The sequence below is a fragment of the Falsiroseomonas sp. HC035 genome (assembly GCF_050563525.1).
Classification (GTDB): Bacteria; Pseudomonadota; Alphaproteobacteria; order Acetobacterales; family Acetobacteraceae; genus Falsiroseomonas.
In genome coordinates this window covers 23,189-50,028 of record NZ_JBNXUN010000001.1, presented here as the reverse complement: position 1 = coordinate 50,028, position 26,840 = coordinate 23,189, and the positions used below count along the sequence as shown (strand labels likewise).

The window sequence follows — 26,840 nt, the reverse complement described above, 5'->3', positions numbered from 1 at the left end:
TCAGCGATCCGGCTGGAAGACGTGCGCCATGAACCACTGCTCCGGATGCGCGCGCACCACGGTCTCCACCACCCGATCCAGCGCCGCGATATCCTCCAGCGCGGCGCTTCGGCCGCGTCCTGGCGGCCCCACCGGGATCTCCGGCAGGAAAGTCAGTCGGAAGCGCGCCTCGTCGCCCAGGCGCAGCGCGTAGGCCGGCACCACCGCGGCGCCGGTGGCGGCGGCCAGGCGCACGGCGCGCATGATGTTGCCATCCATCCGCAATGGCCGGCCGAGGGCCGGGGCATGCACCCGTCCGTCCCAGTACTCGTCGACGTAGTACAGCAGTGCAGAGTCGCGACTCTCCAGCAGGCGATGCGCCTCGAACACCGCGCCCAGACTCGGCGCCAGGGCGCGGCCCGGCCCACCCGCCTGGCGGATGCGGTTGCGCGCGGTGTCGGCGATCCGCATCCGGAAACGGTTGGGCAGCCGCTGGTAGATGCCGGAGAAGCGGATGCCAAGGCCCGACAGCCCGGCATGCACCACCTCCCAGTTTCCGACATGCAGGCCAGCCACCACCAGCGGCCGGCCCGATTCCTGGACCTCGCGCAGGACGGCGCCTCCGGCGACCTCGATGCGGCCCTCCGCCCAGAAGCGGTGCAACCCGGCGAATTCGCCGAAGCAACGTCCGACATGGGACCAGTGGGCGACGAGCAATGCCTGGATCTCCGCCGCATCCGCGTCGGGTCGCAGTGCGCGGAACAGCGCCCGGGCGCGCTCGGAACCCTCACTCCGCCGGCTGCCGCTGCGCAAACCCATGTGGGCGCCGACGGCGGAGGCGGCCTCCGTCGGCAGGAGGCGCAGGGCGTGGTGCGGGATCAGGTCCGCCAGCCCCTGGATCGGGTCACGCAGCCAGTGGCGCATCAGCGCCTTTCGCTCCGCCCAGGCCCAGGGCGGGGCGGGGTAGAGATTCCCGACCATCAGGAGCGCGGCGACAGCCACATGGGCAGCCGCTCCCCAGGCCGCAGCGTCAGCCGCGCCACCGGCATCACCTCCGTCCCCGGCTCCAGCGTGAAGCGGAAGCGGCCGGCCAGCGCCGCCAGGCAGATGGTCGCCTCCGCCAGGCCGAGATGCTGGCCGGTGCAGATGCGCGGGCCGGTACTGAAGGGGATGTAGGCGTGCCGCGGCGGCTTCGGTGCGCCGGGCATGAAGCGATCCGGCACGAAGGCATCCGGCTGCTCCCAGAGCGAGGGCTTGCGGTGCAGCAGCCAGGGGCAGACCAGCACGATGGTGCCCTTCTTGACCACGCGGTCGCCGATCCGGTCCGGCCCCAAGGCCTCCCGCGACAGCAGCGGCACCGGCGGGAACAGGCGCAGCGTTTCCTCCACCACGGCGCGGGTGAAGGGCAGGTTCGGCAGGTCGGCCAGGGTGGCGACGCGGTCGCCCAGGACCTCGGCCACTTCGGCCGCCAGCCGCTCCGCGCTCACCGGGTCCTGCGACATCAGGAACAGCGCCCAGGCGAGGGTGTTGGCGGTGGTCTCGTGCCCGGCCATGAACAGTACGATGGCCTCGTTGCGGAAGGCGCGGCGGTCCATCGGCGCGTCGGTGCCGGCCACTTTGGCTTCCGACATGGCGCGGATCAGCGACGCCTCGCCGGCCTGCGAGCCATCCAGGATGCCGTCGATCAGCCCATCTACCACCTGGTGGATGCGGCGCGCGGTGGCGCGGACGCGCGGGCTGCGGAAGCGGGGAAACCAGTCCGGCAGGCCGAACAGCGACAGCAGGTCGGTCTGGCCAATCACCGCCTGATATTCCGCGAAGGCAGCCACCACGGTGCCCGCGGCATCCGCGCCGAGCGCCCGGCCGAAGATGGTGCGGCAGATGATCTCGGCGGTCAGGTGGCCCATCTCCGCCAGCACGTCGATCGGCTCGCCGGACGGCAGCGCCAGCCACTGCGCGCGGCGTTCCGCCGCAGCCTCCGTGATGGCGGGCGCCAGTTCCGGCAGGCGCGAGACATGCGTCACGGGTGCCACCACGCGGCGGCGTTCGCGCCACAGCGGGCCGTCGCTGACGAACAGCCCATCGCCGAGCAGCGGGATCAGCGCGTGGCGGTGCTGCGGGCTTTTGCGCTGGAAGTTCTCATGCCGCTCGACGAATGCGTAGTGCACCGTCTCCGGGCTGTTGCAGACCACCACGTCCCGCAGCCAGAGCCTCGAGCCCAGCACATCCCGCTCGAAGGAGGTCGTGGCCCAGATCGCCAGCCAGTTTTCCCGCGCCAGGCGCAGCATCTGGCGCAGCGGCAGGCCCTTGGCAGGCCGGTGCGGATAGGGCGGAACGTAGGGCGGCGTCACGCTGGGACCATCGGCCATGCGTGACGCTTAGCACAAGTCGCAGGCCTCAGGCAGCGTCCGCCGTCAGCACGATGCGGCCCGTCACCTTGCCCGCCCGCAGCCGCTGCAAAGCATTGTCGGCGTTGCGCAGCGGCTCCTTCGTGATCGGGATCGCGGGGAGCGTGCCGCCGCGGGCCAGCTTTACCAGGGCGCGCAATTCCTTCGGGTCGCCGACATAGCTGCCGCGGACGGTCAGCGCGCGCATCGCCATCAGAGGCAGCGGCAGCGCCAACTCGCCGCCGAACAGGCCGACCTGGATCAGCTTGCCGCCCTTGGTCAGCGCGTCGAAGGCGAAGCGGGCGGTGGTGCTGCCGTTCACAAGGTCGATCACCGCCTCCACCGGCGCGCCGGCGGCCTGCATGATGCGCTGCGCGGTGTCCTCCCCGGTGGCGAGCACCGTCGCCGTGGCGCCGGCGGCCTTGGCAGAGGCCAGCTTGTCCTCGCCGATGTCGACGCAAACGATGTTGCGGTGGCCCATCGCCTTCAAAACCGAGATGGCCGACAGGCCCAGGCCGCCCGCGCCGACCACCACGATCGGCGCCTCCGGCGGCATCGGCATCACCTTGTTGATCGCCGAATAGACTGTAACGCCGGAACAGGCGTAGGTCGCGGCCAGCGCCGGGTCGAGGTCGCCGATCTCGATCAGGTGGCGCGGTTCCGGCACCAGGATGTGGGTGGCATAGCCGCCATTCTGGAAGACGCCGAGCGCCTTGCCCTGGAGGCACATGTTGTCCTCCTCCGCCAGGCAGCGCGCGCAATGGCCGCAGCCGACCCAGGGGAACACCAGCTTGGTCTCACCCACCTTAAGGCCGGTCGCCTCCGGTCCCCATTTCAGCACGCGGCCCACCACCTCGTGCCCCATCGCCAGCGGCAGCACCACGCCGCGATCCGACAGCTTCATGGTGCCGCGGCTGCCGAGGTCGTACTCGCCTTCCCAGATATGCAGGTCGGAATGGCAGACGCCCGCATGGGTGACTTCCAACAGGACCTGCTTGCCGGTGGGCTCCGGCGTCGGCATCTCGATTTCCTGCAGCGGCTTCCCCGCCTCGACCACGGCCCATGCCTTCATCGTCGTTCCTCCATTGTCTGGGAGCATGGCAACAGCCAGCGCGCCTGCGGTCAATCTGGGCGGATGTTGTTCTCCCGCACCACGCGGCCCCAGGTGGCGATCTGCGTGGACAGGAAGGGTGCGAAGCCAGCCTCCCCCTGTGGCTCCAGGTCGATGCCCAGCGCGATGACGCGAGCACGCACCTCCGGAATCGCCAGCGCCTCCCGGATCGCCGCCTCCATGCGCTGCTTGATGGACGCCGGCAGGCCGGCCGGGCCGAGGAAGCCCCAGAAGGCGCGCGCATCGATGCCCGGCACGCCGGATTCCGCCAGCGTCGGAAGATCCGGCATGGAGGGTGAGCGCGTCGCACCGGTCTGCGCCAGCGGCACCAGCGCGCCGCTGTCGACATGCACGCCGATCGCCGGCCGCGTCGCGATTGGAAGGTCCACCTCCCCGGCCAGTGCCGCCAGCGCCAGCGGCCCGCCGCCACGGTAGGGCACATGCACCAGTTGCAGGCCGGTGGCCTTGCCAACCAGCGCCATCGTCAGGTGGGCGAGCGATCCGTTGCCGATGGTGCCGTAGGTCAACGTATCCGGCTTCGCCCGCGCCGCCTCTGCCATCGCGGCGAAGGTCCTGTACGGGCGGGTGCGATGCGCCGTCAGCACCATCGGCGCGGTGCCGAACAGCAGCAGCGGCGTCAGGTCGCGCTCCGTGTCGAAGCCCATGTTCGGGATCAGCGCCGGGTTAACCGCGTGGGTGTCGAAGACCAGAACCCAGGTGTTGCCATCCGGCGCACTGCGCGCCACCGCCGCCGTGCCGAGCGAACCGGAGGCCCCTGCCCGGTTCTCCACCACCACGGAGACGCCGAGGCTGCGGGTCAGATGCGGTTGCAGCAGGCGCGCCAGCGCATCCGTGCTGCCACCTGGCGGGAACGGCGCGATGATGCGGATGGTGTCGTTCGGCCAGGCACGCTGGGCGCGCAACGCCGGTGCCGCCAGCACGCTGCCGCCGGCGGCCAGCAGCAGCCGGCGCGTGAGATGCGTCATGCTTCATCCTCCCTCGGTTTTCTTGTGAACCATTTGGCGCCCTGTGCGCGGGCGGCGCAACCGCCCGGAACGGGTGGGCGTTGCGCCTGCTGCGGGACACGGTTCGAATTCCCGCCAGGGAGACATCCAAGATGAGCGATATCCTGTCCCGCATTCTGTCCGGAGTCCTGGGTGGCGGTGGCCAGCCGGGCGGCCCAGGCAGCGGCATGGCGACGCGAGACTCGCCGCTGGGCACGCCTCGGCTGCCGGGCGACCAGCCCGGAGCCGGCGGTGGCCTGTTCGGCGGCGCGCCGGGGTCCGGCAGCATCGATAGGCTGGGCGGCGGCTCCGGTGGCCTGGGCGGGCTGCTGGGCGGCCTGCTGGGTGGCAGCCAGATGGGGGGCAGCCAGATGGGAGGCATGGGCGGCATCAAGGGCATGGCCCTGATGGCGCTGCTGTCCTACCTGATGCGCGGCCAGGGTGGCGCCCGCGGCCTGTCCTCCCTGACCGAACAGCTGCGCGGCGCCGGCCTCGGCGACAAGGTGGATAGTTGGGTCGGCCCGGGCGGCAACGAGCCGGTGGACCCGGACGAACTCGCCCGCGCCATTCCACCCGAGGCGCTGGCGGAGGTCGAAAACCACACCGGCATGGGCCGCAACGAGATCCTGTCGCAGCTCAGCCGTGGCCTGCCGCAGATGGTGGACCGCCTGACGCCGCGTGGGCAGTTGCCCGAGCGTGACGAGGATCTGCCGGACGAGGACGCCGACACGCTGATGAGCGGCTTCGGCTTCGGCCGCGACCCGCGCGGCTGAGGCTCAGACCGGCCGCGGTGCCGCCGGGGGCGGCTTCGCGGCCTTCAAGGCCCGGCGGATGTCGAGCTCCAGCTTCTCCAGCTCCTCCGCCGCCCGGGCACGCTGGCCGCGTGCCTCGTCGGCGATGCGCAGGCTGTCTTCGATGGTCGCGACCAGCGCGGCGTTGGCCTTCTGCACGGCGGCGAGGTCGAAGACGCCGCGCTCCAGCTCGGTCCGCGCCTCCAGGTTGCCGCGGCGCAGCGTCTCGGCATTGGCGGTCAGAAGCTGGTTGGTCAGATCGGTCGCGGCCTTCACGGCCTGGCCGGCCTCCCGCATCCGGTGGATCGCCAGCGCCTGCGCGAGTTGCTGGCGCCACAGCGGCACGGTGTTGGCCAGCACCGAGTGGATCTTGCTGGCCAGCGCCTTGTCGTTTTCCTGAATCAGCCTGATCGAAGGCAGCGCCTGCATCGCCACCTGCCGCGTCAGGCGCAGATCATGCACCCGCCGGTCCAACTCGTCCCGTGCGCCGCGCAGGTCGCGCAGCTTCTGGGGTGCAAGGTCGTCGGTGGAATTGGCGACGGCGGCTTCCATGGCCGGGATGGCCTCGGCATCCGTCTTGCGCAGCACGGTCTCGCCGGCCGCGACATGGGTGCCGAGGGCGTGGAACCACTCCAGCGTCGCCTGGTACAGCCGCTCCAGCCGCTCCACGTCTTCCAGAAGCCGGGTGCGGTGGGTGTCGAGCTTGTCACCGATGCCCTCGATCTGGCCCTTCACCGTCTCGTACTTGCCGATGATTTCCGTCACTTCGGCGCCGGCCTTGGTGAACATGCGGGCGAGGAAGCTCGGGCGCTCGTCCAGCTTGGTCACGTCGAAGCCGCGCAGCGTCTGCAAAAGGCTCGCGAGTGTCCGCCCCGCCTCGCCGGTCTCCTGGTTGCGGGCGCCTTCCAACATGGAATCGGCAGCGGCCTGGGCCTGGGACTGGGTCTGCTGGCCGAAGCGCAGGATGGAGCCGGGATCGGAGAGGTCGATCTGCTGCGCTAGCTCGCCGATCACCGCCTCCGCCACCGGGCTCGGCGCGTCCTCGCGCAGGTCGCGTTCCGCCAATTCGCGTGCAGCGACGGGCGGGCTGGCAGCGGGCGCGCCGTAGGGCTTCGGGCTGTTCGGCTTGGTGGTGCTCATGCGTAGCCCTCCTGGCGCAGCCTCTCGGCCAGCACCTTCACCTGGATATCGAGCGCCATGCTTTCCTCCGCGCGCAGCTTGTTGCGGAGCTCGTCGGCGGCGGTCTGCATGTCGTCCAGCAATTGCGGCATGCCAGGCGGCGGCTCGGCGCCGGCGGACAGGCGCTGGGCGATGCGGTCCAGGCCATCGAGGTGAACGGCCAGGAAACGGCGGGCCAGCGGCAGCCGGTCCGGCCGCGCGTCGAGGTCGTCCAGCACCGCGTCCATGGCCTGGGCGATGCCTGCCAGGCGCGGCTCGGCCGTGATGCGGGCCAGCCTTTCGCGGGCCTCGGCTAGCGGGCCGGGCGGGGGCGGTGGCGCGGGCGCCTCGACCTCAACCTGCGCGCCGTCATACATCAGGCGCGTGCCGAGCCAGGCTCCGGCGGCCAGCAGCAGCGCGACCGGCACCCCGGTCTGGGCGCCCATTCCCGCCACCAACCCGGTCGCGACCGCCGTCAGGACCGCCGCGCGCCGCGTGTCGCCCCGCCGGCCGCGCCGCAGCGTGCGCACTGCCAGGATCGGCAGCAGCAGGCCGAGGCCGGCCGCGACCAGCCCCTGCGCGTTGCCGCGCACGACCTCGACCACCACGTCGGGCAGCAGCGGCCAGGTGAACAGCGGCAGCAGCAGGCCGCGCGTGCCGTTGCGGAAGGTGCTGAAGGCGCCCTCGACCTTGGCGCGGCCGTCGCGCCAGGGGTCGTTTTGCCAAATGGGCCGCTGCATCAGCGGAACAGCGCAAGGGCGCTGGCCAGCCACAGGCTGAGCGTCAGCAGCCAGAAGCCGGCAACGCGGCGTGCGGGCGCCGGCAGGGTCGGCAGGAGGATCTTCGGGGGGCGTGCCATGGCCGCGAATAGATCGACCCGACGGAGCGCCGGATCAAGAGGCAGCAAGGGGCGCCGGACTGCGCCGCGGCAAATCTTGAACGGCCGACGCGCGTTGGGTCGCTGAACCGAAATGGAGCCGGCGCATTGGCATGGGCATGGCGACAAGGCCAATGAGCAACAAGGGCGAGGTCGAGTACCAGGGCGACTCCTTCTATTTCAGTTGGGACAGTGCCCGGACGGTGCGGGATATCGCCGCGGATCCGCAGGTGGGTCTGTCCTTCCAGGGCAGCGCCGGCCTGCGCGGCAAGCCGCCCCTTTTCGTCGCGGTGCAGGGCACGGCCCGCCTCGTCCGAATCAAGGCTGCCTTCGCGGAGCATCGGTCCCGCGGCCTGGATCGCTGGTTCCCGGACGGCATGGACACCAGGGGCGTCGTGATGATCCACATCCATGCCGAGCGCATCCGCTACTGGCATGGCGAGGAGGAGGGCGAGCTGACGACTTGACGCGGAGCCCGCCTTTCAGCGCCGGTCGGCCCGGGGATCCAGCGCATCCCGCAGGCCGTCGCCCATCAGGTTGAAGGCCAGCACCACCACGAAGATGGCAGCGCCCGGCGCGATGGCGAGCCAGGGCGCCGTCTCCAGGAAGCGCTGCGCGCTGTTCAGCATGGAGCCCCAGCTCGGCTGCGGCGGCTGCTGGCCAAGACCCAGAAAACTCAGCGAGGCCTCGGCGATGATCGCCTCCGCGATCGAGAGCGTCGACTGCACCAGCAGCGGCGGGATGATGTTGGGCAGGACGTGGACGAAGGCGGTCCGCCAGGGCGGGTTGCCCAAGGATCGCGCCGCCTCCACCCAATCCGTCGATTTCGCATCCAGCGCCATGCCGCGCGCCAGCCTGACGAAGATCGGGCTGGCGCTGATGGCGATGGCAATCATCGCATTTTCCAGCGCCGGGCCGAGGAAGGCCGCCAGCGCGATCGCCAGGATCAGGAACGGGATGGACAGCATGGCGTCCGAGATGCGGGAGATCACCGCATCGACCCATCCGCCGGCCAGCCCCGCCAGCAGCCCGATCGGCACGCCCAGCGCCACCGCGCCGAGCACCGAGATGACGCCAGCCATCAGCGAGGCTCGCGCGCCCCAGATCAGCCGGGACATCACGTCCCGTCCGTTCTCATCCGTGCCGAACCAATGCGCCTCCGACGGCGGGCGGCGGATGCGGGACCAGCTGGTCTCGATCGGGTCGAAGGGCGCGATCCACGGCGCGAAGGCCGCGATCAGCACGAAGGCGACCACGACGATCAGGCCGAACAACGCCAGGCGGTGGCGCAGGAAGCGGCGGACGGCGCGGCGGCCCGGGCTTTCGCCGCGCGCCAGGGCAACCGGAGCGGTTGTGGTGCCCATGGCTCAGGCCTGCCTCAGCCGCGGATTGATCAGCATATACAGGATGTCCGCCACCAGGCTCAGCGCCACGAAGATCAGCGCGGTCGCCAGCACCACGCCCTGCACCACCGGGTAGTCCCGGTTGAACACGGCATCCACCACCAGCTTGCCGAATCCGGGGATGGTGAAGATCTGCTCGGTCAGCACCGCGCCGGCCAACAGCCGACCGAACTCGATGGTGCCCAGCGTCACCACCGGGATCAGCGCGTTGCGAAGCGCGTGCTTCCAGACCACCACGCGTTCCGTCAGCCCCTTGGCCCGCGCCGTGCGGACGTAGTCCTGGCTCAGCGCCGTCAGCATCGCCGCGCGCGTGTGCCGCATGAGCACGGAGGCGACGCCGGTGCCGAGCACGAAGGCCGGCATGATGGTCGTCGCCAGCGACTGCACCGGGTCCTCCCACAAGGGAACATATCCCGATGGCGGCAGCCAGCCGAGCTGCACTGAAAAGAACAGGATCATCATGATGCCGAGCCAGAAATTCGGCGTAGAAATTCCGAACAGCGCGATGCCATTCGCAGCCCAGTCCCAGGGCGTGTCCTTCTTCACCGCCGACAGGATGCCGAGCGGCACCCCGATGACGATGGCGATGAGAAACGCCATGGAGGCAAGCTGCGCCGTGACCGGCAGCTTCTCCAGGATCAGGTCGGAGACCGGCATGCGGATGCGCCAGGAGAAGCCGAAATCCCCCTGGAGCACGTTGCCGACCCAGTACAGATACTGGCTCCACAGCGGCTGATCCAGGCGGAGTTCTGCCCGGATCTGCACCAGCACCTGCGGATCGCCGCGTTCTTCCCCGGCCAGGATCACGGCCGGGTCGCCGGGCATGAGCTGTTGCAGCCCGAAGATGATGAAGGACAGGATCACCAGCGTCGGCAGGATCTGCCCGAGGCGCTTCAGCAGCCAGGCCCACATTCCCGCAATCCCCAATCGCGGCACGGCGATGCCGTGCCGGGCGGCCGAAGGGCCGCCGCGCACAAACCAACAGATCTCATCCGCACGACCGTCGCCTGCGCGCAGCCAAGCCGCGGGAGGCGGCGCCCGGCGTCTGAGGGCATCAGTTCAATCTCATGCCCTGCAGGCGGATCATGCCATCGGCGATCGGCTGGTAGCCGGTCAGGCGCGTGCTGTGGATCATCACGTTCTTGCGGTGCCACAGGTAGATGCGCATGCGGTCGCGACCCAGCGCCGTCTCCATGATCTGCCGGTACAGGTCCTGGCGCTTGGCCACGTCGCCCTCGGTGCGGGCCGATTCCAGCAGGGCATCGACCTCCGCATTCGCGTAGCGCCCGTCATTCTGGCCGCCGCGGCTGTGCATGAAGGCGTAGATGTTGCCGTCCGGATCGGTGCGGCCCGACCAGCCGAGCAGGAAGGTCTCGAATTCGCCCCGCACGGCGCCGGCGAGCGCAGACGCGAATTCGGAGGCGCGCAGCGTCACCTCGAACCCGGCCTCCCGCGCCATCGCCTGGATCACCTCGCCGGCCTGCCGCAGATCCGGGTTGTTCGGCACCGTCAGTTCGACCGGCACCGGCGCGGTGTGGCCGGCTTCGCGCAGCAGGGCGCGGGCACGGGCCACGTCGCGGGCTTCAGGCTGGAAGCTGCGGACATGGAAGCTGCTGGCGGGCGGCACGGGCTGGCGCGTCGGGGTGTACATCCCCTCATAGACCACCTGGTTGATGGCGGCGCGGTCCAGCGACAGCTCGAAGGCCTGGCGCACGCGGGCATCGCGGCCCATCGGAGTGTTGGCGCGCGGGCCGTTGCCGATGTTGATGGTGATGCCCTGGTAGCCCAGTTCCTCCACCGGCACGCCGCGCAGGTTGCGGTTGCGCTGGATGGATCGCAGATCGTCCGGCTCCATCCGCTCGCCGAACTCGACGGCGCCGGACTGCACATTCGCCAGCCGCACGGTGTTGTCCGGGATCGGCAGGTAGGTCACGCGGGCCAGGTGGATGTTGGCGGCGTCCCAGTATTCCGGGAAGCGCTCCAGCACGATGCGCTCCTGCGCCACACGCTCGACGAACCGCATCGGCCCGGCGCAGACCGGGCGGGTGCCGAAGTCGCGGCCGGCCGCCTCGGCGGCCTTGGGCGAGACGATCATCCCGGCACGGTCGGTCAGCGTCGACAGGAAGGCGGCGTTCGGGCCGCCGAGCTTGATGCGGACGGTCAGCGGGTCCACCACCTCGATCGCCGTGATATTGCCCATCTCGGAGCGGCGGAAGCTTCCCTGCAGGGTCAGGTGCCGGTTCAGCGAATACCGCACCGCCTCCGCATCCATCATCTCCCCGTCATGGAAGCGCACGCCGGAGCGCAGCTTGATGGTCAGCGTCGTCGGGTCGTCCCAGGTGTAGCCGGTGGCGAGCTGCGGCACCGGCTCCAGCGCCGCGTTGATGTCGAACAGCTTGTCGCAGAAGCCCATATAGACGATGCGGCCGACATAGGTGCGCGACAGGGTCGGGTCGAGGATGTCCGGGTCCTCCCGCAGCGCGATGCGCAGGTGCTGCGCCTCCACGGCGGGTGCCGCGGCCAGGGCCGTGAAGCCGAGCAGCGCGGCGGCCAGGGTCTTTCGGATCATGCCAGTTCTCCTGTTCTTTGTGTCTGGTCGGTGAAGTAGGCCTGCAGGCGGCGCAGCCTCTCGCCACCGGCATCGGCCTCGCGCCCGGCCACCGCCGGCGGCAGGCTGTCCTGGAAGTGGCAGGCGGCCTCGTGGCCGGCCGGCCCTGCCAGTTCCGGCTGTTGCTCGGCGCAGATCGCCTGCGCATAGGGGCAGCGGGTCCGGAAGCGGCAGCCGGAAGGCGGGTTGATCGGGCTCGGGATATCGCCCTCGAGCAGCGGCGTGCTGCCCAGTCCCTGCCCGGGCACCGCCGCCAGCAGGGCGCGGGTGTAGGGGTGGCGCGGGGTGCGGAACACCACATCCGTGGCGCCCTGCTCCACGATCTTGCCGAGATACATCACCGCCACCCGGTCGGCGATGTGGCGCACCACGCCGAGGTCGTGGCTGATCAGCACGAAGGTCAGGCCGAGCTCGCGGATCAAATCCTGCAGCAGGTTCACCACCTGCGCCTGCACGGATACATCCAAGGCCGAGACCGGCTCATCCCCCACGATCAGCTTCGGCTGGCTGGCGAGCGCGCGCGCGATGGCGATGCGCTGGCGCTGGCCGCCACTGAATTCATGCGGCCAGCGCCGGGCGAGCTCCGGCCGCAGCCCGACGCGGGACAGCAACTCCGCCACCCGCCGGGGCTCCTGCGCGCGCGGCACGATGCCGTGCAGCCGCAGCGGCTCCGCCACCGCCTGTTCCACCGTCATGCGCGGATCCAGGCTGGCGAAGGGGTCCTGGAAGATCAGCTGCATGTCGCGCCGCCGGGCGCGCAGCGCGCTGGCGGACAGGCTGCGGAGGTCCTCCCCCTGGAACAGGATGCTTCCCGAGTCCGGCTCGATGAGCCTGAGCGCCAACCGGCCCAGCGTGGACTTGCCGCAGCCGCTCTCGCCGACGATGGCCAATACGCTGCCCTTCGGGACGATGAGCGAGACGCCATCCACCGCCCGCACCGCGCCGCGGCGGCGTCCGATGGCGTCGCGCACCGGAAAGCCCTTGGAGACGTCGCGTAGTTCCAGCAGCGCTTCCGTCATGCCGCGCCCTCCAGCAGCGTATCCAGCGGCGCGCGCCAGCAGGCCGCCTGGTGGCCCGGGACGATGTCGGCCAGCGGCGGCTGTTCGGCACACTTCGAAACGGCGAAGGGGCAGCGCGGGGCGAAGCGGCAGCCCGGCGGCGGGTGCATCAGGTCGGGCACCGTGCCCTCGATGCTGGCGAGCCGCGCCGCGCCGCCTTCCAGCCGCGGCGCCGCACCGAGCAGGCCGATGGTGTAGGGGTGCTGCGGCCGAGCGAACAGATCCGCCGCGCTGGCGCGTTCCGCGATGCGGCCGGCATACATCACCACGACCTCGTCGGCGTGGTCCGCGACCACGCCGAGGTCATGGGTGATCAGGACGACGGCCGTGCCGGTCTCCCGCTTCAACTCGTCGATCAGCGACAGGATCTGGGCCTGAACCGTCACGTCCAGCGCCGTGGTAGGCTCGTCCGCGATCAGCAGGCGCGGGCGGCAGGCCAGTGCCATGGCGATCATCACGCGCTGCCGCATACCGCCCGAAAGCTGGTGCGGGTAGCTGCGGGCGCGGCGCTCGGGTTCCGGAATGCGGACGCGGGCGAACATCTCGATGGCCTTGGCGAAGGCAGCCTCCGGCGCCAGACCCTGGTGCAGGCGCAGCGCCTCCGCCACCTGCTCGCCAGCGGTGAAGGCCGGGTTCAGGCTGGTCATCGGCTCCTGGAACACCATCGCCATCTCGCCGCCGCGCCGCGCCCGGCGCTGGTCGGGCGTCAGCGCCAGCAATTCCTCGCCGCCCAGGCGGATGCCGCCACCGACCTCGCCGCCCTGCGGCAGCAGGCCCATGATGGCCAGCGCGGTGACGGACTTGCCGCAGCCGCTTTCGCCGACCACCGCCAGCGTGCGCCCCGCCTGCACGCTGAAGGACACCCCATCCACCGGCCGCAGCCGGCCGCGATCGGTCGGGAATTCGACGCTGACGCGCACAAGTTCCAGGACGGGCGTGCTCATTCAGCCTGCGCCTTCTCGATGGCGGCCTGAATCACGGCGCGGTCGAAGACGCCGGGATGGTCCCGTCCAGGCAGGAACCGACGGAAATGGCGCAGGTAGCCGCGCCAGACACCATGCAGGCGCCGCAGTTCCGCCAGCGGGTCCGGGTGGTCGTCCACCCGCAGGTCGAGATCCGGCACCGAGTCGGCGGAGGCCACCTGCATCGCCGCCGATTGCCGCCCGCGCTTGTCGCCGCCCGCTGCCTCCCCGGCCTGCATCGCCAGCAGCAGGCGCTCGGCCAGCGGAAGGCCGGTGGAGGCCAGCGCCGCCGCCAGCGTCGCCTCCAGCACCGCCGGCCCTGCCAACATATTGCCGGCTGTCGACACATCCTGGCCCGCCAGATGCCCACACCAGCCGATGCATGCCGCCCCGGTATGCGCGGCGCTGCGCCCATCCGCGGACAGCACATGCAGTTGCCGCGTGGCACGTCCTGCATCGGCCGCGATCAGGGCTGCAAGCGCCGATTCCGGTGCCTCCCCGGCGCGCAGCCGAACAAGCGCGTCCTGCGCCAGATAGGGATTGACCAGCGCCTGGCTGGCCGCCGCGCCGACGCCACCCTCGACCCGGGGGCACAAGGCGCCGGCCGCAAGAAACCGGCTCGCCACCGCCACGCCGACCTCGCCGGTCGCAGGATCACGCATCAGGATCGACCACGTCATGCATTGCTTCATGACAGGCTGGTTGATGCGCGCAACCCGGATATGCCGGGCGTTTGTCGAGGCGAGGCACCGGCCTGCCTCACCGATGACCATTCTGCCGCGCAATTGGCCGCGGCGTGGTCGCGTCCTACAGCTTCACCTTCAGCGCGTTGCCGATCTCGCCGACGATGCCGCGCCGGAAGGCCAGCACGCAGGCCACGAAGATCACGCCCTGGATCACCGTGACCCAGGCGCCGAATTCGGCCAGGTAGTTCTGCATGGTGACGATGACGGCCGCGCCGACCACCGGGCCGAACACGGTGCCGAGCCCGCCGACCAGGGTCATCAGAACCACCTCCCCGGACATGGTCCAGTTGACGTCCACCAGCGTCGCAATCCCGAAGATGATCGCCTTGGTGCCGCCGGCGACGCCAGCAAGCGCGGCGGACAGCACGAAGGCCATCAGCTTGTAGTCGTCCGTCCGGTAGCCGAGCGAGGTGGCGCGCGGCTCATTCTCCCGCACAGCCTTCATCACCTGGCCGAAGGGCGAATGCACCACGCGATGGACCAGCAGGAAGCCGGCCAGGAAGATGAAGGCCACCACCCAGTACAGGGTGAAGTCGGAGCCCAGCGGGATCACGCCGAACAGGCTGCCGCGCGGCACCTGCTGGATGCCGTCCTCGCCGCCGGTGAAGGGCGCCTGCAGGCAGAAGAAGTAAACCATCTGGGCCATCGCCAGCGTGATCATGGCGAAGTAGATGCCGGACCGCCGGATCGCCAGCCAGCCAATGAACAGGCCGAGAACCGCGCCCACCAGCCCGCCGCCGATGATCGAAACCTCCGGCGTCAGCCCCCAGACCTTGGCCGCGTGCGCCGCGACATAGCCGCCCATGCCAAAGAAGGCGGCATGGCCGAACGACAGCAGGCCGACATAGCCGATCAGCAGGTTGAAGGCGCAGGCGAACAGCGCGAAGCACAGCACCTTCATCAGGAAGACGGGGTAGAGGAAGAACGGGCTGATCAGCACGAAGGCGACCAGCACGCCGAAGGCCAGCGCCTGCGCCCGGGTGAAGCCGAGGAATCCGGCTTCTTCATGCGCACTGACCGGCACGGCGGCATCGATGGTGGTGTCGGCCATGGCTCAGCCCCTCCCGAACAGGCCGGCGGGCCGCGTCAGCAGCACGATTGCCATGATGACGAAGACGACGGTGGCGGAGGCCTCGGGGTAGAACACCCGGGCCATGCCCTCGATCAGCCCCAGCCCGAAGCCGGTGACAACGGAGCCCATGATGGACCCCATGCCGCCAATGACGACGACGGCGAAGACCGTGATGATGAAGTTGGCCCCCATGGCCGGGTTCACCGAATAGATCGGCGCCGCCAGCACGCCGGCGAAGGCCGCGAGCGCGACGCCCGCGCCATAGGTCAGCGTCATCATCCGCGGCACGTTGACGCCGAAGGCCTGTACCAGTTCCGGCCGTTCCGTCGCGGCGCGCAGATAGGCGCCGATCTTGGTCTTCTCGATCACCAGCCAGGTCGCCAGGCAGACGACGAGGGAGGCGATCACGACCCAGACCCGGTAGCCCGGCAGGAACATGATCGGCAGGTCGATGTTCAGCGCGTTGAAGGCCGCCGGCGGCGCGTAGGGCAGGCCGGAGGAGCCGAACTGGTTGCGGAAAACGCCCTCGATGATCAGCGCCAGGCCGAAGGTCAGCAGCAGGCCGTACAGGTGGTCCAGCTTGTACAATCGGGCGATCATAGTTCGTTCAATGACGACGCCGAAGGCACCGACAATCAGCGGCACCAGCACCAGTGCGCCCCAGTAGGGGATGCCGGCCCAGGCCAGCAGCATCCAGGCGACGAAGGCGCCCATCATGAACTGCGCACCGTGGGCGAAGTTGATGACGTTCAGCATGCCGAAGATGATGGCGAGGCCGAGCGACAGCAGCGCGTAGAAGGCGCCGTTCACCAGGCCCAGGATCACCTGCGGCGCGGCCATCTCGAGTTCGAACAGCAGGTTTTCGATCACCGGGCGCGGGCCTTCGAGGAGGTCAAGGCAAGATCGGTACGGTGGGGCGGCCTCAGGCCCCCCTCACCCAACCCTCTCCCCCCGAAGTGGGGGGGAGAGGGCCTTCCATCAGCTCCGCACGAGTGTGCAATTGCCATCGGCAACCGGGCGAAAGGCCTGGTTCGCCTCGGTCGTGCCGAGCAGCTTGTAGTAGTCCCAGGCGCCGCTGCTCTCGGAGGGCTGCTTCACCTCGAACAGGTAGCAGGGGTGCAGCTTGCGGCCATCGGCCCGGATCGTGCCCTCGCCGAAGCAGTCGTCGCTGGTCGGCATCGCCTTCATCCGCGTCACCGCCTCGGTGCCGGAGGCCTTGGCCGCCGCCACGCCCATGTCGCCCACGGCCTTCAGGTAGTGCAGGACGGAGGCATAGCAGCCGGCCTGGACCATGGAGGGCTTGACGTTGCCCGGCATGGCGCCAAGGCGCTCGGTGAAGCCCCGCGTCTTGTCGTTGAGGTTCCAGTAGAAGGTCTCGGACAGAACCAGCCCCTGCGCCACTTCCAGCCCGAGCGCATGCACGTCGGTGACGAACACCAGCAGCCCGGCCAGCTTGACCCGGCCGCCGCGGGTGATGCGGAATTCGGAGGCCTGCTTGATGGAGTTGATGGTGTCGCCGCCCGCATTCGCCAGGCCGATGACCTGCGCGCGGGACCGCTGCGCCTGCTGCAGGTAGGAGGAGAAGTCCGTGGTGCCGGGGAACGGCGTGCGGACGGAACCCAGGACCTCGCCGCCCTGAGCCTTCACGAAGTTGCCGGTGTCACGCTCCAGCGCATGGCCGAAGGCATAGTCCGCGGTGATGAAGAACCAGGACTTGCCGCCGGCCCGCACCATGGCGCCGCCGGTGGAATTGGCCAGCATCCAGGTGTCGTAGGTCCAGTGGATGGTGTTGGGCGAGCACTGCGCGCCGGTGAGGTCGGAGGTCGCGGCACCGGAATTCAGGAAGACCTTGTTCTTCTCCCGCACCAGCGTGTTGACGGCGAGCGCGACGGAGGAGGTCGGCACGTCCACCACCACGTCGATCCCGTCGCGGTCGATCCACTGCCGCACCACGGTGGAGCCGACATCGGGGCGGTTCTGGTGGTCCGCCTGCACCACCTGCACCGTCACACCGCGCGCAGCGATGCCGGATTCCTTCACCGCCATCTCCACCGCCTGGGCCGAACCCGGGCCGGACAGGTCGCGGTACAGGCCGGACTGGTCGTTCAGCACGCCGATGCGGATGGTGTTGGCCGCCTGCGCGCGGGCGGAGCGGAAGGGCAGGCCACCGAGGGCCGGAAGGGCAGCGGCGGCGCCCAGAAGCGTGCGGCGATTGATGGTCATTCTCGTGTTCTCCCCAGAATCACAGACTTGGATTGGCAGGTTCAGCCCGGGTTTTCAGACGCCCAGGTATTCATGCAGCCGTTCGAGGCTGGCGCCGAGCTGGTCGTTCGGCACCATGTCCACGATGCGGCCATGTTCCATCACGTAGTGGCGGTCCGCCACAGTCTGCGCGAAACGGAAGTTCTGTTCCACCAGCAGCACGGTGAAGCCGCGCTGCTTGATCTCGCGGATCATGGCGCCGATCTGCTGCACGATGACGGGGGCGAGTCCCTCCGACGGCTCGTCCAGCAGCAGCAACCGGGCCCCGGTGCGCAGGATGCGGGCGATGGCCAGCATCTGCTGCTCGCCGCCCGAAAGCTTCGTGCCCGGGCTGCGGGCGCGTTCCTTCAGGTTCGGGAACAAGGTGTAGATTTCATCGAGCCCCAGGCCGCCGGGCGCGATCACCGGCGGCAGCATGAGGTTTTCCGTCACGTCGAGGCTCGCGAAGATGCCGCGCTCCTCCGGGCAATAGGCGATGCCGGCGCGGGCGATGAGGTCGGAGCGCAGGCTGATGGTCTCCTGCCCCTCGAACCTGATGCTGCCGGAACGCCGGCCCACCAGCCCCATCATGGACCGCAGGGTCGAGGTCTTGCCGGCGCCGTTGCGGCCGAGCAGCGTCACCACCTCGCCCTGGTGGATGTCGAGCGAGACTCCGTGCAGCACGTGGCTTTCGCCGTACCAGGCCTCGAGGTCGCGGACCTGCAGCATCAGGTGCCCCTGCCCCGTCGCCGCCCGGTTCATGGTCTGCGCCTCAGACATGCCCCGCGCTTCAGACATGTGTTGTGCCTCCGGCAATGCCAGGATCGGTGCCGAGATAGGCCGCCTGGACCTCAGGGTTGCGGGAGACGCTGGCATAGTCGCCCTGCGCGAGCACGCGGCCGCGCGTCAGCACGGTGATGGTGTCGCACAGACCTTCCACGACCTTCAGGTTGTGCTCCACCAGAAGCACGGTGCGGCCCTGCGCCACGCGCTTCACCAGCGCCACGATGCGGTCCACATCCTCATGCGTCATGCCCGCGGTAGGCTCGTCCAGCAGCAGCATCACAGGGTCGAGCGCCAGCGTCGTCGCTATCTCCAGCGCCCGCTTGCGGCCATAGGGCAACTGGCCGGCCGAATAGCGCGCGTAGCCGGTAAGGCCGACATCCTCCAGCAGCGCCATGGCGCGGTCGTCGTACTGCCGCAGCAGGCTTTCGCCCCGCCAGAAGTCGAAGGACCCGCCGCGCTGGCGCTGCAGGGCGAGCCGCACATTCTCCAGCACCGTCAAATTCGGAAACACAGCCGAGATCTGGAAGGACCGCACAAGTCCCAGCCGCGCAACCTCGGCCGGCTTCATGCCGGTGATGTCCCGGCCATCGTAGCGGATGGTGCCCCGCGTCGGCGGTAGGAACTTGGTCAGCAGATTGAAGCAGGTGGTCTTGCCGGCGCCGTTCGGCCCGATCAGCCCGTGGATGCTGCCACGCTTGACCTCCAGCCGCACGTCGCTGACCGCGGCAAAACCGCGGAACTCCTTCGTCAGCCCCTCTGTCTCGAGGATCGAATCGACCACTCGCGGACGCCCCCAATTGTTCGTTGTCGCGCGAGCGGCCCCGTCACCGGGGCGCCCTGCCCCTGGCGCATGGCCGATGCGCTGTAGCCGCATTCATGAAGGCTGCGCGCGGCGGACGCAAGGGTGCCGATGCCTTGCCTGAATGGGAGGCAGTTCTAGCCAACGAAAACCAGCGAAAGGCCGGGAAACGCCACGATCAGGGCCAAGACCGCCAGCATGACACCAATAAAAGGGATGCAACCAGCGAAGATCGTTTCCAGGCCGATTCGCCGGTCGTTCAGCGTTGCCTTCACGGCGAAGGCACCGATGCCAAAGGGCGGCGTCAGCAGTCCGACCTCCACGGCGATGACCGTGATGATCCCAAAATGAATCAAGTCCAGGTTAAAGGCCATGGCGATCGGCGCCGCGATCGGCGTGACGATCAGCAGGATCGAGGAACTGTCGACGATCATGCCAAGCAGCAGGACGAAGACGATGTAGACCAGCAGGAAGCCATACACCCCGAGCCCCATCGCCTGGATCAAATCGGCGATGGAGGCCGGGATGCCGGCCATGGTCAGCATCCGCGAATACATGCTGGCCGCGATCAGCAGGAACAGGATGCCGACCGAGACGAAACCCGTCTCCACCAGGATGCGCCAGAACTTCGCCAGGCTCAGCCGGCGCCGGACCACGGCGATGACCAGGGCGCCGAAGGCCCCGACGGCACCGGCCTCGGTCGGGGTGAAGAAGCCGGTGTAGAGGCCGCCGAGCACCAGGCCGATCAGCGTCGTGATCGGCACGGATTTCGCCAGCAGGCTTGCCGCGGTCTCCTCCGGCGGTGGCGCCACGTGGGCGTTGACGGGCTGCACCCAGTCCGGCCGGAAGGTCGCCATCAGCCAGATCATCAGCATGAAGCCGGCCGCCATCACCAGGCCGGGCACGATGCCGGCGAGGAACAGCCCGCCGATCGAGACCTCCGCCAGCACGCCGTAGATGATCAGCAGCAGCGAGGGCGGGATCAGCATGCCGAGGATGGAACTGCCGGCGACGCAGCCGACGGCGAAGCGCGGCGTGTAACCGAAGCGCACCATCTGCGGCACGGCGACCTTGGTGAACACCGCAGCGGACGCGATGGAAATCCCCGTCACCGCGCCGAATACTGCATTCGCCAGCACGGTCGCCATGCCGAGGCCGCCGCGCAGGCGCCGCAGCAGGTGTTGCGCAACCTCGAAGGTGTCACGCCCCACATCGCTGACGGAGACCAGCAGCCCCATCAGCACGAACAGCGGAATGGTGGCGAAAAGATAATCCGAGATGGCGGCGTAGGAGGCGAGCGCCAGCAGCCGCCCCGCCAGGTCCCAGTTCTCCCGGATCAGGCCGATGCCGATGTAGGACAGGAACACCAGCCCGATGCCGATCGGCACGCCGGCCAGCACCAGGCCGGCCATGATGGCGATCAGCGCCAGGCCGATCTCGATCTCGATCATGCCGGCTGCCCTGTTGCGGCGCGCTTCAGGCCGACCACCATGTGCAGCGCGCTGGCGAGTGCCGCGCCGGCGCAGCCGATCAGGATGGACAGCCGGATGGGCCAGGTGGGCAGCGTCCAGACGCCCTGCACGCCGAAGAACTCATTCTGCTCCCACGCATCAAGGAACTGCGGGAGTGTCGCCTGGAAGATGATCCAGAAGACGAAGACCGCGATGCCGGCGAACACCGCCTCCAGCAGCTGCGCCGCGCGCGGGCTACGCGCCTCCAGCCGGTTCAGGAACATGTCGGCGCGGGTCATCCGCCGCGCATGTATGGCCGCGGGCAGTTGCAGGAAGACGATGGCGACGATGAGCTTGGCGGAAATCTCCGCCACGCCATCCAGCGGCGCGTTGAAGAAGGACCGGCCGACCACGTCGCCGACGATCAGCACCATCATCGCCGCGATCATCAGCGTGCCGAGGCTGTTCAGCACCCACAGCACCAGGCCGAAGGCATCTTTCGGCGGCCGCGCCGCTTCCTCCTGCGCCGCGTCGCTGACGGTATCGAGCTCGCTCATCGGCGCTGCCTTGTCTCTGGTTGTCATGGGGCAGCGCGGGCCCCTAATCCACCCCTCTCCCCCGTGGGGAAAAGGGCCTCATGGATCAGGCGGTCCAGGCGCGGCCCGGGGTGGCGCCGCCGGCGCGGAGGCCGTCCATGTAGGCGGCCAGTACCTTCTTCGCCGGCTGGCTGCGGCCCTCGTTGGCGCGCGCCCAGTCACCGGCGATGTCCGGCAGGCCGTCGACCCAGCGCTGCCGCTCGGCAGCCGGGAAGGTGGAGATCTCGGCGCCCTTCGCCGCCATCTCGGCCAGGTTCGCCTCGCTGGTCTCCAGCACGCGGTTGGTCAGGGCGGAGGTATACGCCTTGCCACCGGCGCGGAACGCCGCCTGCACCACCGGGTCCAGCCGATTGAAGGTCTGCCGGTTCATGCCGATGCCGCCGACATACATGCAGCCGACATTGACCCGCGTGATGTACTTCGCGACCTCATGCACCCGCACCGGGAAGATGCCGGAGGGGAAGGACAGCGCGCCTTCCGACACGCCGGTCTGGATATCCGTGTAGTAGGTGGTCAGCGCACCATTCACCGGCACCGCGCCGGTGCCGCCGAGCCAGCTTGCGGACACACCGGGCGCGGAGATGCGGCGGTTGCGCAGGTCGTCCAGCGTGCGCACCGGGAAGGTGGTCCACAGGTCGTAGGTCTCGGTGCCGCAGCTGCCGAGATACACCATCGTGTTCTCGGTCCAGGCCCGCTGCATCTCCGGCATCTCGGCGTGCATCTTCTCCATCACGTCGACCTGCAGGCGCAGGTTGTCGGTGGCGAAGGGCGTGAAGTAGGTGACGTTCTGCAGCGGCATCGCGCTGCCCTCCCACAGCGTGCCGACGAAGCCGACATCGGTGATGCCGTCCTTCACCGCGTTGCGGGTTTCGGTGAAGCGGTACAGCGTGCCGCCGAACGCCTCGCGCCAACGGATGCGGAAGCGGGTGTTCTCCAATTCCTTGTTTACCGTCGGCATCAGCGCCTGCTGCATCGCCCAGATCCAGGCGATGGTGGTCGGGTGCGAGGCGGCGATGGTGATGTTGATCTGCGTCTGTGCCGCCAGCACGTTCGGCGCGGCCAGCGGCGCGGCGGCCGCGGTGCCGAGCAGCGCCCGGCGGGTCCAATTCGTCATCTTCGTTTCTCCCTGTCTATATCTTGCCGAGCGCGTCGAGGATGCGCGCGGGCTTGAAGGGCTGTGCGAAGACGCGCGCGCCGAAGGGCCGCAGCGCGTCGTTGATGGCATTCTGCACGGCGGCCGGCGCGCCCGCCGTGCCGGCCTCGCCGGCGCCCTTGGCGCCGAGTGCGGATTCGTGGGTCGGTGTCTCGACATGGCCGACCGCGATGTCCGGCATCTCGCCCGCCATCGGCAGCAGGTAGTCCGCCAGCGATCCCGTCAGAAGCTGGCCTTCCGGCGAATAGACGCAGTGTTCCAGCAGCGCGCCGCCCAGGCCCTGCACCACGCCGCCACGGATCTGCTCATCGACCAGCATTGGATTGATGATGGTGCCGCAATCCTCCACGCACCAATGCCCGAGCAGTTTCACGAAACCCGTGTCGATGTCGACCTCCAGGTAGCTCGCCTGTGCCCCGTTGGTGAAGCAGAGGGGATACTCCTTGGGCGTGTAGTGGCGCGTCGCCACAAGCTCCCGCGGCAGGTCCTTCGGCAGCGTGTCGCCGCGGAAATAGACGATGCGGCCGAGCTCCTCGAGCGGCAGCCGCTCCGCCCCCGTTGTGAGGTCCACGACAACGCCGGCGCGCACGTCGAGCGTCTCCGGCGCCGCCTGCAGCATCGCGCCGGCGATGACCAATATCTGCTGGCGCAGCGCGGTGCCCGCCTGCAACGCCGCCTCGCCGCCAATGCCGGCGCCGCGGCTGGCCCAGGTGCCGCCGCCATAGGGCGTGGTCTCGGTGTCGCCCGTTGTCACCCGCACGCGGGAGATGTCGACGCCGACCGCGCTGGCGGTGATCTGCGCCAGCATGCCTTCCGTCCCCTGCCCCTGCTCCGTGACGCCAGAGGAGACGGCGACGCTGCCATCCGGGTCGAGCCGCACCGTCGCGCCATCCATCGCGGAAATCCGCGCGCCGCCGACGCCGTACATGAAGGGCGAGGGATTCGTCAGTTCGATGAAGCTGGCGAGCCCGATGCCGCGATACACGCCCTTCGCCCGCAGCGCATCGCGTTCTGCCTTCAGCGCCTCGTAGTCCATCATCGCCAGAAGCTTCGACAGGCACGCGTGATGCGACAGGCCCTCGAAGGACAGGTTGGCCAGGTTCTTGAACGGATAGGCGTCATCGGCGATCAGGTTGCGCCGGCGGATCTCGGCCGGGTCCATGCCGATGGCCTCCGCTGCGAGGTCCACCAAGCCTTCCGTCACCGCCGTCGCGATCGGATGGCCGACGGCGCGGTACTGGCAGGTCGGCGTCTTGTTCTGGAACACCACGCTGGTGCGCGCCTTGTAGCCGCGCAGCGCGTAGGGCCCGCCGGTCAGGTTCACCACCTGGTTGCCCTCGACCGCCGAGGTGCGCGGATAGACGGAGTACGGCCCGATGCCGGTCAGGTCGTCGATCTCCATCGCGGTGATCGTGCCGTCCTTCGTCACCGCGGCACGTGCGGTGATGCGATGGTCGCGGGCGTGGATGTCGGAGACCATGCCCTCGATCCGGTCGGCGGCGAACTTCACTGGACGGCCCAGCATCTTCGATAGCGCCGCCGTCGCCATCTCGTCCGGGTAGACATGCACCTTGATGCCGTAGCTGCCGCCGACGTCCTTGCAGATCACACGCACATCGCCTTCGCGCAGGCCGAGGTGCTTGGCGAACACCGTCTGCATCATGTGCGGCGCCTGGTTCGAGTGATACGCCGTCAGGCGCCCCTCCGAAGGGTTCCAGTCGGCCAGGATCGCACGGCCTTCGAGGCAGACACCGGTGTGCCGGCCGGTATGGAACGTGGCAGCCACTACGATACTGTCGGGATCGGCGAAACACGCATCCGGCTCGCCGCCGACATGCTCGCGCTGGAAGGCAAGGTTGTCGCCGAGCTCCGGGTGGATCACCACGGCGCCCGGCGCCAGCGCCACCTCCATGTCCACGGCCGCCGGCAGTTCCTGCCATGTCACCTCGACGAGGCTGACCGCATCCTCCGCCTCCGCCCGCGTCCGCGCGACGACCGCGACGACGGGTTCGCCCTGCCAGCAGGCACGGTCGACCGCCAGCGCATGCTGCGGTGCCGATTTCAGCCCCTTGAGGTGGTGCAGCACACCGACCCAAGGGGTGCAGATTCCCGCCATCTCGGCACCCGTGACCACGCGCACCACGCCGGGCGAAGTCTTCGCCGCGGCGCTGTCGATGCCGAGGATGCGCGCATGCGCGTGGGGGCTGCGCAGGAAGGCGACATGCACCATCCGCGGCAGCCGCAGGTCGTCCACGTAGCTGCCGCGCCCCGCCACCAGTCGCTTCGCATTCGGCCGCGGCACGCTGCGGCCGATGTAGGAGTTCGGGCGATCGACGGCGGAAAGCTCGTTCATGCGCGGGAGGCCTGTTCAATCGCGTCGACGATGGCGTGGTAGCCGGTGCAGCGGCAGTAGTTGCCGCTGATCCCCTCGCGAATCTCCTCTCGCGTCGGCTGCGGCTTGGCTTTCAGCAGCGTTGCCGCCGCGACCAGCATCCCCGGCGTGCAGAAGCCGCATTGCAGCGCGTTGCGCGCCACGAAGGCGTCCTGCAACGCCTTGATGGCGCCGGTTTCCGTCAGCCCCTCCACGGTCCAGACCTCGGCACCCTCGGCCTGCACCGCCAGCATCAGGCAGCCGCGCACCATCTCCCCGTTCACGATCAGGGAGCACGCGCCGCAGACGCCGTGCTCGCATCCGGCGTGGCTGCCGGTGAGGTCCAGTTTCTCGCGCAGGAAGTCCACCAGGTGCATGCGGGGCTCGACCCGGGCCGAGACCGCCTCTCCATTCACCGTCAGCGACAGGTCCATCTTCATGCCAGCACCGCCGCCGCACGGCCGAGCAGCACCCGCGCCAGGTGGCGTCGCAGCGCCGGCGGTCCGTGCAGGTCCTCCGGCGGGTCGATTTCCTCCGCGACCAGCGCCTGTGCCTGTGCCACATCGCCGGCCATCAGCGCCGCTTCCGCCCGCGGCGTGCGCAGCGGTGTTGCGCCGACCCCGAACCAGGCCAGCCGCACCCCAGCCGCAGCGCGCTGCGCCGCCAGACCGACGATGGCGTAGTCGCCATGCCGCCGCGCCAGTTCCTGCACCGTGCAGGCCAGCCCGGCCTGGCTCGGCACCTCGACCGCCGCCAGCACTTCCGCCGGCCGCAGCGCCGTCTGGTAGAGCCCCTGGAAGAAGTCGCGCGCCGCCACGCGACGCTCGCCCTCCCGGCTCGCCAGCACCAGCACCGCCTCCAGCGCCAGGGCGCAGGCCGGCAACTCGCTCGCCGGGTCGGCGAGTGCGAGGGAGCCACCAATGGTGCCCCGCGTGCGGATCGCCGCATGGGCGATGTGTGGCACCGCCTGCGCCAGCAGCGGCGCGTGCTGCGCCACCAACGGGTCGGCCCCCAGTTCCACATGCCGCGTCAGCGCGCCGATGCGCAGCACCCCATCCGCGAAGGCCACCCCCCGCAGTGCCGTCACGCCGTTGATGTCGAGCAGCAGGTCCGGGCTGGCCAGCCGAAGGTTCAGCGCCGCCACCAGGCTCTGCCCGCCGGCGAGCAGCCGCACGGCGTCGCCATGCCGTTCCAGCACGTCGAACACCTCGGCCAGGCTGGCCGCGCGCGCATAGGCGAAGGGGGCTGGTTTCACCGCTTCGGAACACTCCCTGGACGTCCGGCCTTCGGCCGCTTGTGATTGCCGCAAGACTTCACGCCGCCGCGCGGTTTGTCCAGCGCAAGCGGCGCGAAACCTACTCCTCCAGGATCGCCACCGCCCGGCACCAGCCGCCCGAGCCCGCCTTGATCTTCACCGGCAGGCAGGAGACGGTGAACCCACTCCCCGGAAGCTTGTCGAGGTTGGTCAGCTTCTCGATCTGGCAGTAGCCGGCCTCCCGCCCCGCCTTGTGGCCCTCCCAGATCAGGCTGGCATCGCCGGTGGCGGCGACGCGGGCCTTGGTGTGGACGAAGGGCGCGTCCCAGGACCAGCCATCGGTGCCGACGATGCGGACGCCGCGCGCAGTCAGCCAAAGCGTCGCGTCCCGCCCGAAACCGCAGCCGCGCGCCACGTAGTCGGGCCGCCCGTAGCAGGCGCCGGCCGAGGTATGCGCCAGCACGATGTCGCCCGGTCGCAGCGTATGACCGATGGCGGCCAGCGCCGCCTCGACCTCCGCCGCCGTCACCACATGGCCATCGGCAAATTCCGAAAAATCCAGCCGGACGCCCGGGCCGATGCACCAGTCGAGCGGCACCTCGTCGATCGTCAGGGCGCGCGCGCCGCCATCCATGGTGCTGGCGTAATGCCAGGGGGCGTCGAGGTGGGTGCCGTTGTGGGTGGAAAGGCGGATCCACTCCATCGCCCACCCCTCCCCGTCCGGTAGCTGGTCCTCCGTGATGCCGGGAAAGAAGGCCACCAGTTCCCCGGCCGAATCCTTATGACCGCGGTATTCGATGGCGGGCCCGTAGCCCGGCGGGTCCTGCACCACGTCATTGTCCAGCGCGATCGACAGGTCGATGATCCGGCGTGGCATGGTCCTGGTGTTCCCCGGTTGGCGGCGCCGAGCCTAGCGCGTGGTGCGAGACGCAGCCTAGCTGCGGGACGGGGCGAAGCGGGCAACCCATCTCCGCCGCATGTCCGGGTCCGGCATTCGGCGTTGGCGTGCGGGCGCCCAGGCGGGCAAGGTGC

General features: G+C 69.5%; 26 protein-coding genes. 2 read left to right on the top strand and 24 right to left on the bottom strand.

What is annotated here, in order from left to right:
- Genes ACLF3G_RS00270 through ACLF3G_RS00255 form a run of 4 tightly spaced genes read right to left on the bottom strand, consistent with a single transcriptional unit; the run spans position 1 to position 4,463 of the window.
- Entirely contained in the window at positions 1-981 is a 981-nt protein-coding gene (locus ACLF3G_RS00270; protein WP_430667308.1) for a lysophospholipid acyltransferase family protein, read from the bottom strand.
- Positions 960-2,348 carry a cytochrome P450 gene (locus tag ACLF3G_RS00265; protein ID WP_430667307.1) on the bottom strand — a complete coding sequence of 463 codons (1,389 nt, stop codon included), beginning with the start codon at positions 2,346-2,348 and terminating at the stop codon, positions 960-962. Before ACLF3G_RS00265 ends, ACLF3G_RS00270 begins: the two co-directional genes overlap by 22 nt.
- A 28-nt stretch (positions 2,349-2,376) precedes the next feature.
- Entirely contained in the window at positions 2,377-3,438 is a 1,062-nt protein-coding gene (locus tag ACLF3G_RS00260; RefSeq protein ID WP_430667306.1) for an alcohol dehydrogenase, read from the bottom strand.
- A 50-nt stretch (positions 3,439-3,488) separates the two neighbouring features.
- Positions 3,489-4,463: a tripartite tricarboxylate transporter substrate-binding protein gene (locus ACLF3G_RS00255; protein ID WP_430667305.1), complete on the bottom strand. Its 975-nt coding sequence runs from the start codon at positions 4,461-4,463 to the stop codon at positions 3,489-3,491.
- A 131-nt stretch (positions 4,464-4,594) separates the two neighbouring features.
- On the opposite strand from ACLF3G_RS00255, the gene ACLF3G_RS00250 reads away from it, so the two are divergent.
- On the top strand, positions 4,595-5,254 hold the full coding sequence (locus tag ACLF3G_RS00250) for a YidB family protein (protein WP_430667304.1): 660 nt from the start codon (positions 4,595-4,597) through the stop codon (positions 5,252-5,254).
- A gap of 3 nt (positions 5,255-5,257) precedes the next feature.
- Here ACLF3G_RS00250 and ACLF3G_RS00245 read toward each other — a convergent pair whose 3' ends face one another.
- Both ACLF3G_RS00245 and ACLF3G_RS00240 read right to left on the bottom strand, forming a co-directional pair.
- Positions 5,258-6,412 carry a toxic anion resistance protein gene (locus ACLF3G_RS00245; protein WP_430667303.1) on the bottom strand — a complete coding sequence of 385 codons (1,155 nt, stop codon included), beginning with the start codon at positions 6,410-6,412 and terminating at the stop codon, positions 5,258-5,260.
- Positions 6,409-7,170, bottom strand: a complete 762-nt coding sequence (locus ACLF3G_RS00240) for a hypothetical protein (RefSeq protein WP_430667302.1) — start codon at positions 7,168-7,170, stop codon at positions 6,409-6,411. Before ACLF3G_RS00240 ends, ACLF3G_RS00245 begins: the two co-directional genes overlap by 4 nt.
- 250 nt (positions 7,171-7,420) lie before the next feature.
- On the opposite strand from ACLF3G_RS00240, the gene ACLF3G_RS00235 reads away from it, so the two are divergent.
- Positions 7,421-7,774, top strand: coding sequence for a pyridoxamine 5'-phosphate oxidase family protein (locus tag ACLF3G_RS00235; RefSeq protein WP_430667301.1), 354 nt, complete (start codon positions 7,421-7,423; stop codon positions 7,772-7,774).
- A gap of 15 nt (positions 7,775-7,789) precedes the next feature.
- On the opposite strand, the gene ACLF3G_RS00230 is transcribed toward ACLF3G_RS00235, so the two are convergent.
- The 18 genes from ACLF3G_RS00230 to ACLF3G_RS00145 all read right to left on the bottom strand — a co-directional run bounded on the left by ACLF3G_RS00230 (position 7,790) and on the right by ACLF3G_RS00145 (position 26,685).
- Complete coding sequence (locus ACLF3G_RS00230) at positions 7,790-8,671, bottom strand: ABC transporter permease (RefSeq protein WP_430667300.1); 882 nt, start codon at positions 8,669-8,671, stop codon at positions 7,790-7,792.
- A 3-nt stretch (positions 8,672-8,674) separates the two neighbouring features.
- Positions 8,675-9,622, bottom strand: coding sequence for an ABC transporter permease (locus ACLF3G_RS00225; protein ID WP_430667299.1), 948 nt, complete (start codon positions 9,620-9,622; stop codon positions 8,675-8,677).
- A gap of 142 nt (positions 9,623-9,764) precedes the next feature.
- Positions 9,765-11,279 (bottom strand): ABC transporter substrate-binding protein, encoded by a 1,515-nt coding sequence (locus ACLF3G_RS00220; RefSeq protein ID WP_430667298.1) that lies wholly within the window; start codon positions 11,277-11,279, stop codon positions 9,765-9,767.
- The gene (locus ACLF3G_RS00215) at positions 11,276-12,337 is read right to left on the bottom strand and encodes an ABC transporter ATP-binding protein (protein WP_430667297.1); all 1,062 of its coding nucleotides are present in this window, start codon (positions 12,335-12,337) and stop codon (positions 11,276-11,278) included. Before ACLF3G_RS00215 ends, ACLF3G_RS00220 begins: the two co-directional genes overlap by 4 nt.
- Positions 12,334-13,320 (bottom strand): ABC transporter ATP-binding protein, encoded by a 987-nt coding sequence (locus ACLF3G_RS00210; protein ID WP_430667296.1) that lies wholly within the window; start codon positions 13,318-13,320, stop codon positions 12,334-12,336. The genes ACLF3G_RS00215 and ACLF3G_RS00210 overlap by 4 nt, the downstream gene beginning before the upstream one ends.
- Positions 13,317-14,018: a DUF1028 domain-containing protein gene (locus ACLF3G_RS00205; RefSeq protein ID WP_430667295.1), complete on the bottom strand. Its 702-nt coding sequence runs from the start codon at positions 14,016-14,018 to the stop codon at positions 13,317-13,319. Before ACLF3G_RS00205 ends, ACLF3G_RS00210 begins: the two co-directional genes overlap by 4 nt.
- A gap of 127 nt (positions 14,019-14,145) precedes the next feature.
- Positions 14,146-15,135, bottom strand: coding sequence for a branched-chain amino acid ABC transporter permease (locus tag ACLF3G_RS00200; protein WP_430667294.1), 990 nt, complete (start codon positions 15,133-15,135; stop codon positions 14,146-14,148).
- Between the two features lie 3 nt (positions 15,136-15,138).
- Positions 15,139-16,026 (bottom strand): branched-chain amino acid ABC transporter permease, encoded by an 888-nt coding sequence (locus tag ACLF3G_RS00195; RefSeq protein ID WP_430667293.1) that lies wholly within the window; start codon positions 16,024-16,026, stop codon positions 15,139-15,141.
- 108 nt (positions 16,027-16,134) lie between these two features.
- Positions 16,135-17,379 carry an ABC transporter substrate-binding protein gene (locus ACLF3G_RS00190; RefSeq protein WP_430667292.1) on the bottom strand — a complete coding sequence of 415 codons (1,245 nt, stop codon included), beginning with the start codon at positions 17,377-17,379 and terminating at the stop codon, positions 16,135-16,137.
- 54 nt (positions 17,380-17,433) lie between these two features.
- Complete coding sequence (locus tag ACLF3G_RS00185; protein WP_430668120.1) at positions 17,434-18,126, bottom strand: ABC transporter ATP-binding protein; 693 nt, start codon at positions 18,124-18,126, stop codon at positions 17,434-17,436.
- Between the two features lie 61 nt (positions 18,127-18,187).
- Entirely contained in the window at positions 18,188-18,964 is a 777-nt protein-coding gene (locus ACLF3G_RS00180; RefSeq protein ID WP_430667291.1) for an ABC transporter ATP-binding protein, read from the bottom strand.
- A 155-nt stretch (positions 18,965-19,119) separates the two neighbouring features.
- Complete coding sequence (locus ACLF3G_RS00175) at positions 19,120-20,433, bottom strand: TRAP transporter large permease (protein WP_430667290.1); 1,314 nt, start codon at positions 20,431-20,433, stop codon at positions 19,120-19,122.
- Complete coding sequence (locus ACLF3G_RS00170; protein ID WP_430667289.1) at positions 20,430-20,990, bottom strand: TRAP transporter small permease subunit; 561 nt, start codon at positions 20,988-20,990, stop codon at positions 20,430-20,432. Before ACLF3G_RS00170 ends, ACLF3G_RS00175 begins: the two co-directional genes overlap by 4 nt.
- Before the next feature lie 85 nt (positions 20,991-21,075).
- Positions 21,076-22,143 (bottom strand): C4-dicarboxylate TRAP transporter substrate-binding protein, encoded by a 1,068-nt coding sequence (locus ACLF3G_RS00165; protein WP_430667288.1) that lies wholly within the window; start codon positions 22,141-22,143, stop codon positions 21,076-21,078.
- A 16-nt stretch (positions 22,144-22,159) separates the two neighbouring features.
- On the bottom strand, positions 22,160-24,535 hold the full coding sequence (locus ACLF3G_RS00160; RefSeq protein ID WP_430667287.1) for a xanthine dehydrogenase family protein molybdopterin-binding subunit: 2,376 nt from the start codon (positions 24,533-24,535) through the stop codon (positions 22,160-22,162).
- Positions 24,532-24,993: a (2Fe-2S)-binding protein gene (locus tag ACLF3G_RS00155; RefSeq protein WP_430667286.1), complete on the bottom strand. Its 462-nt coding sequence runs from the start codon at positions 24,991-24,993 to the stop codon at positions 24,532-24,534. Before ACLF3G_RS00155 ends, ACLF3G_RS00160 begins: the two co-directional genes overlap by 4 nt.
- Complete coding sequence (locus ACLF3G_RS00150; protein ID WP_430667285.1) at positions 24,990-25,808, bottom strand: FAD binding domain-containing protein; 819 nt, start codon at positions 25,806-25,808, stop codon at positions 24,990-24,992. Before ACLF3G_RS00150 ends, ACLF3G_RS00155 begins: the two co-directional genes overlap by 4 nt.
- A gap of 100 nt (positions 25,809-25,908) precedes the next feature.
- Complete coding sequence (locus ACLF3G_RS00145; RefSeq protein WP_430667284.1) at positions 25,909-26,685, bottom strand: cyclase family protein; 777 nt, start codon at positions 26,683-26,685, stop codon at positions 25,909-25,911.
- Between the last annotated feature and the right edge of the window lie 155 nt (positions 26,686-26,840).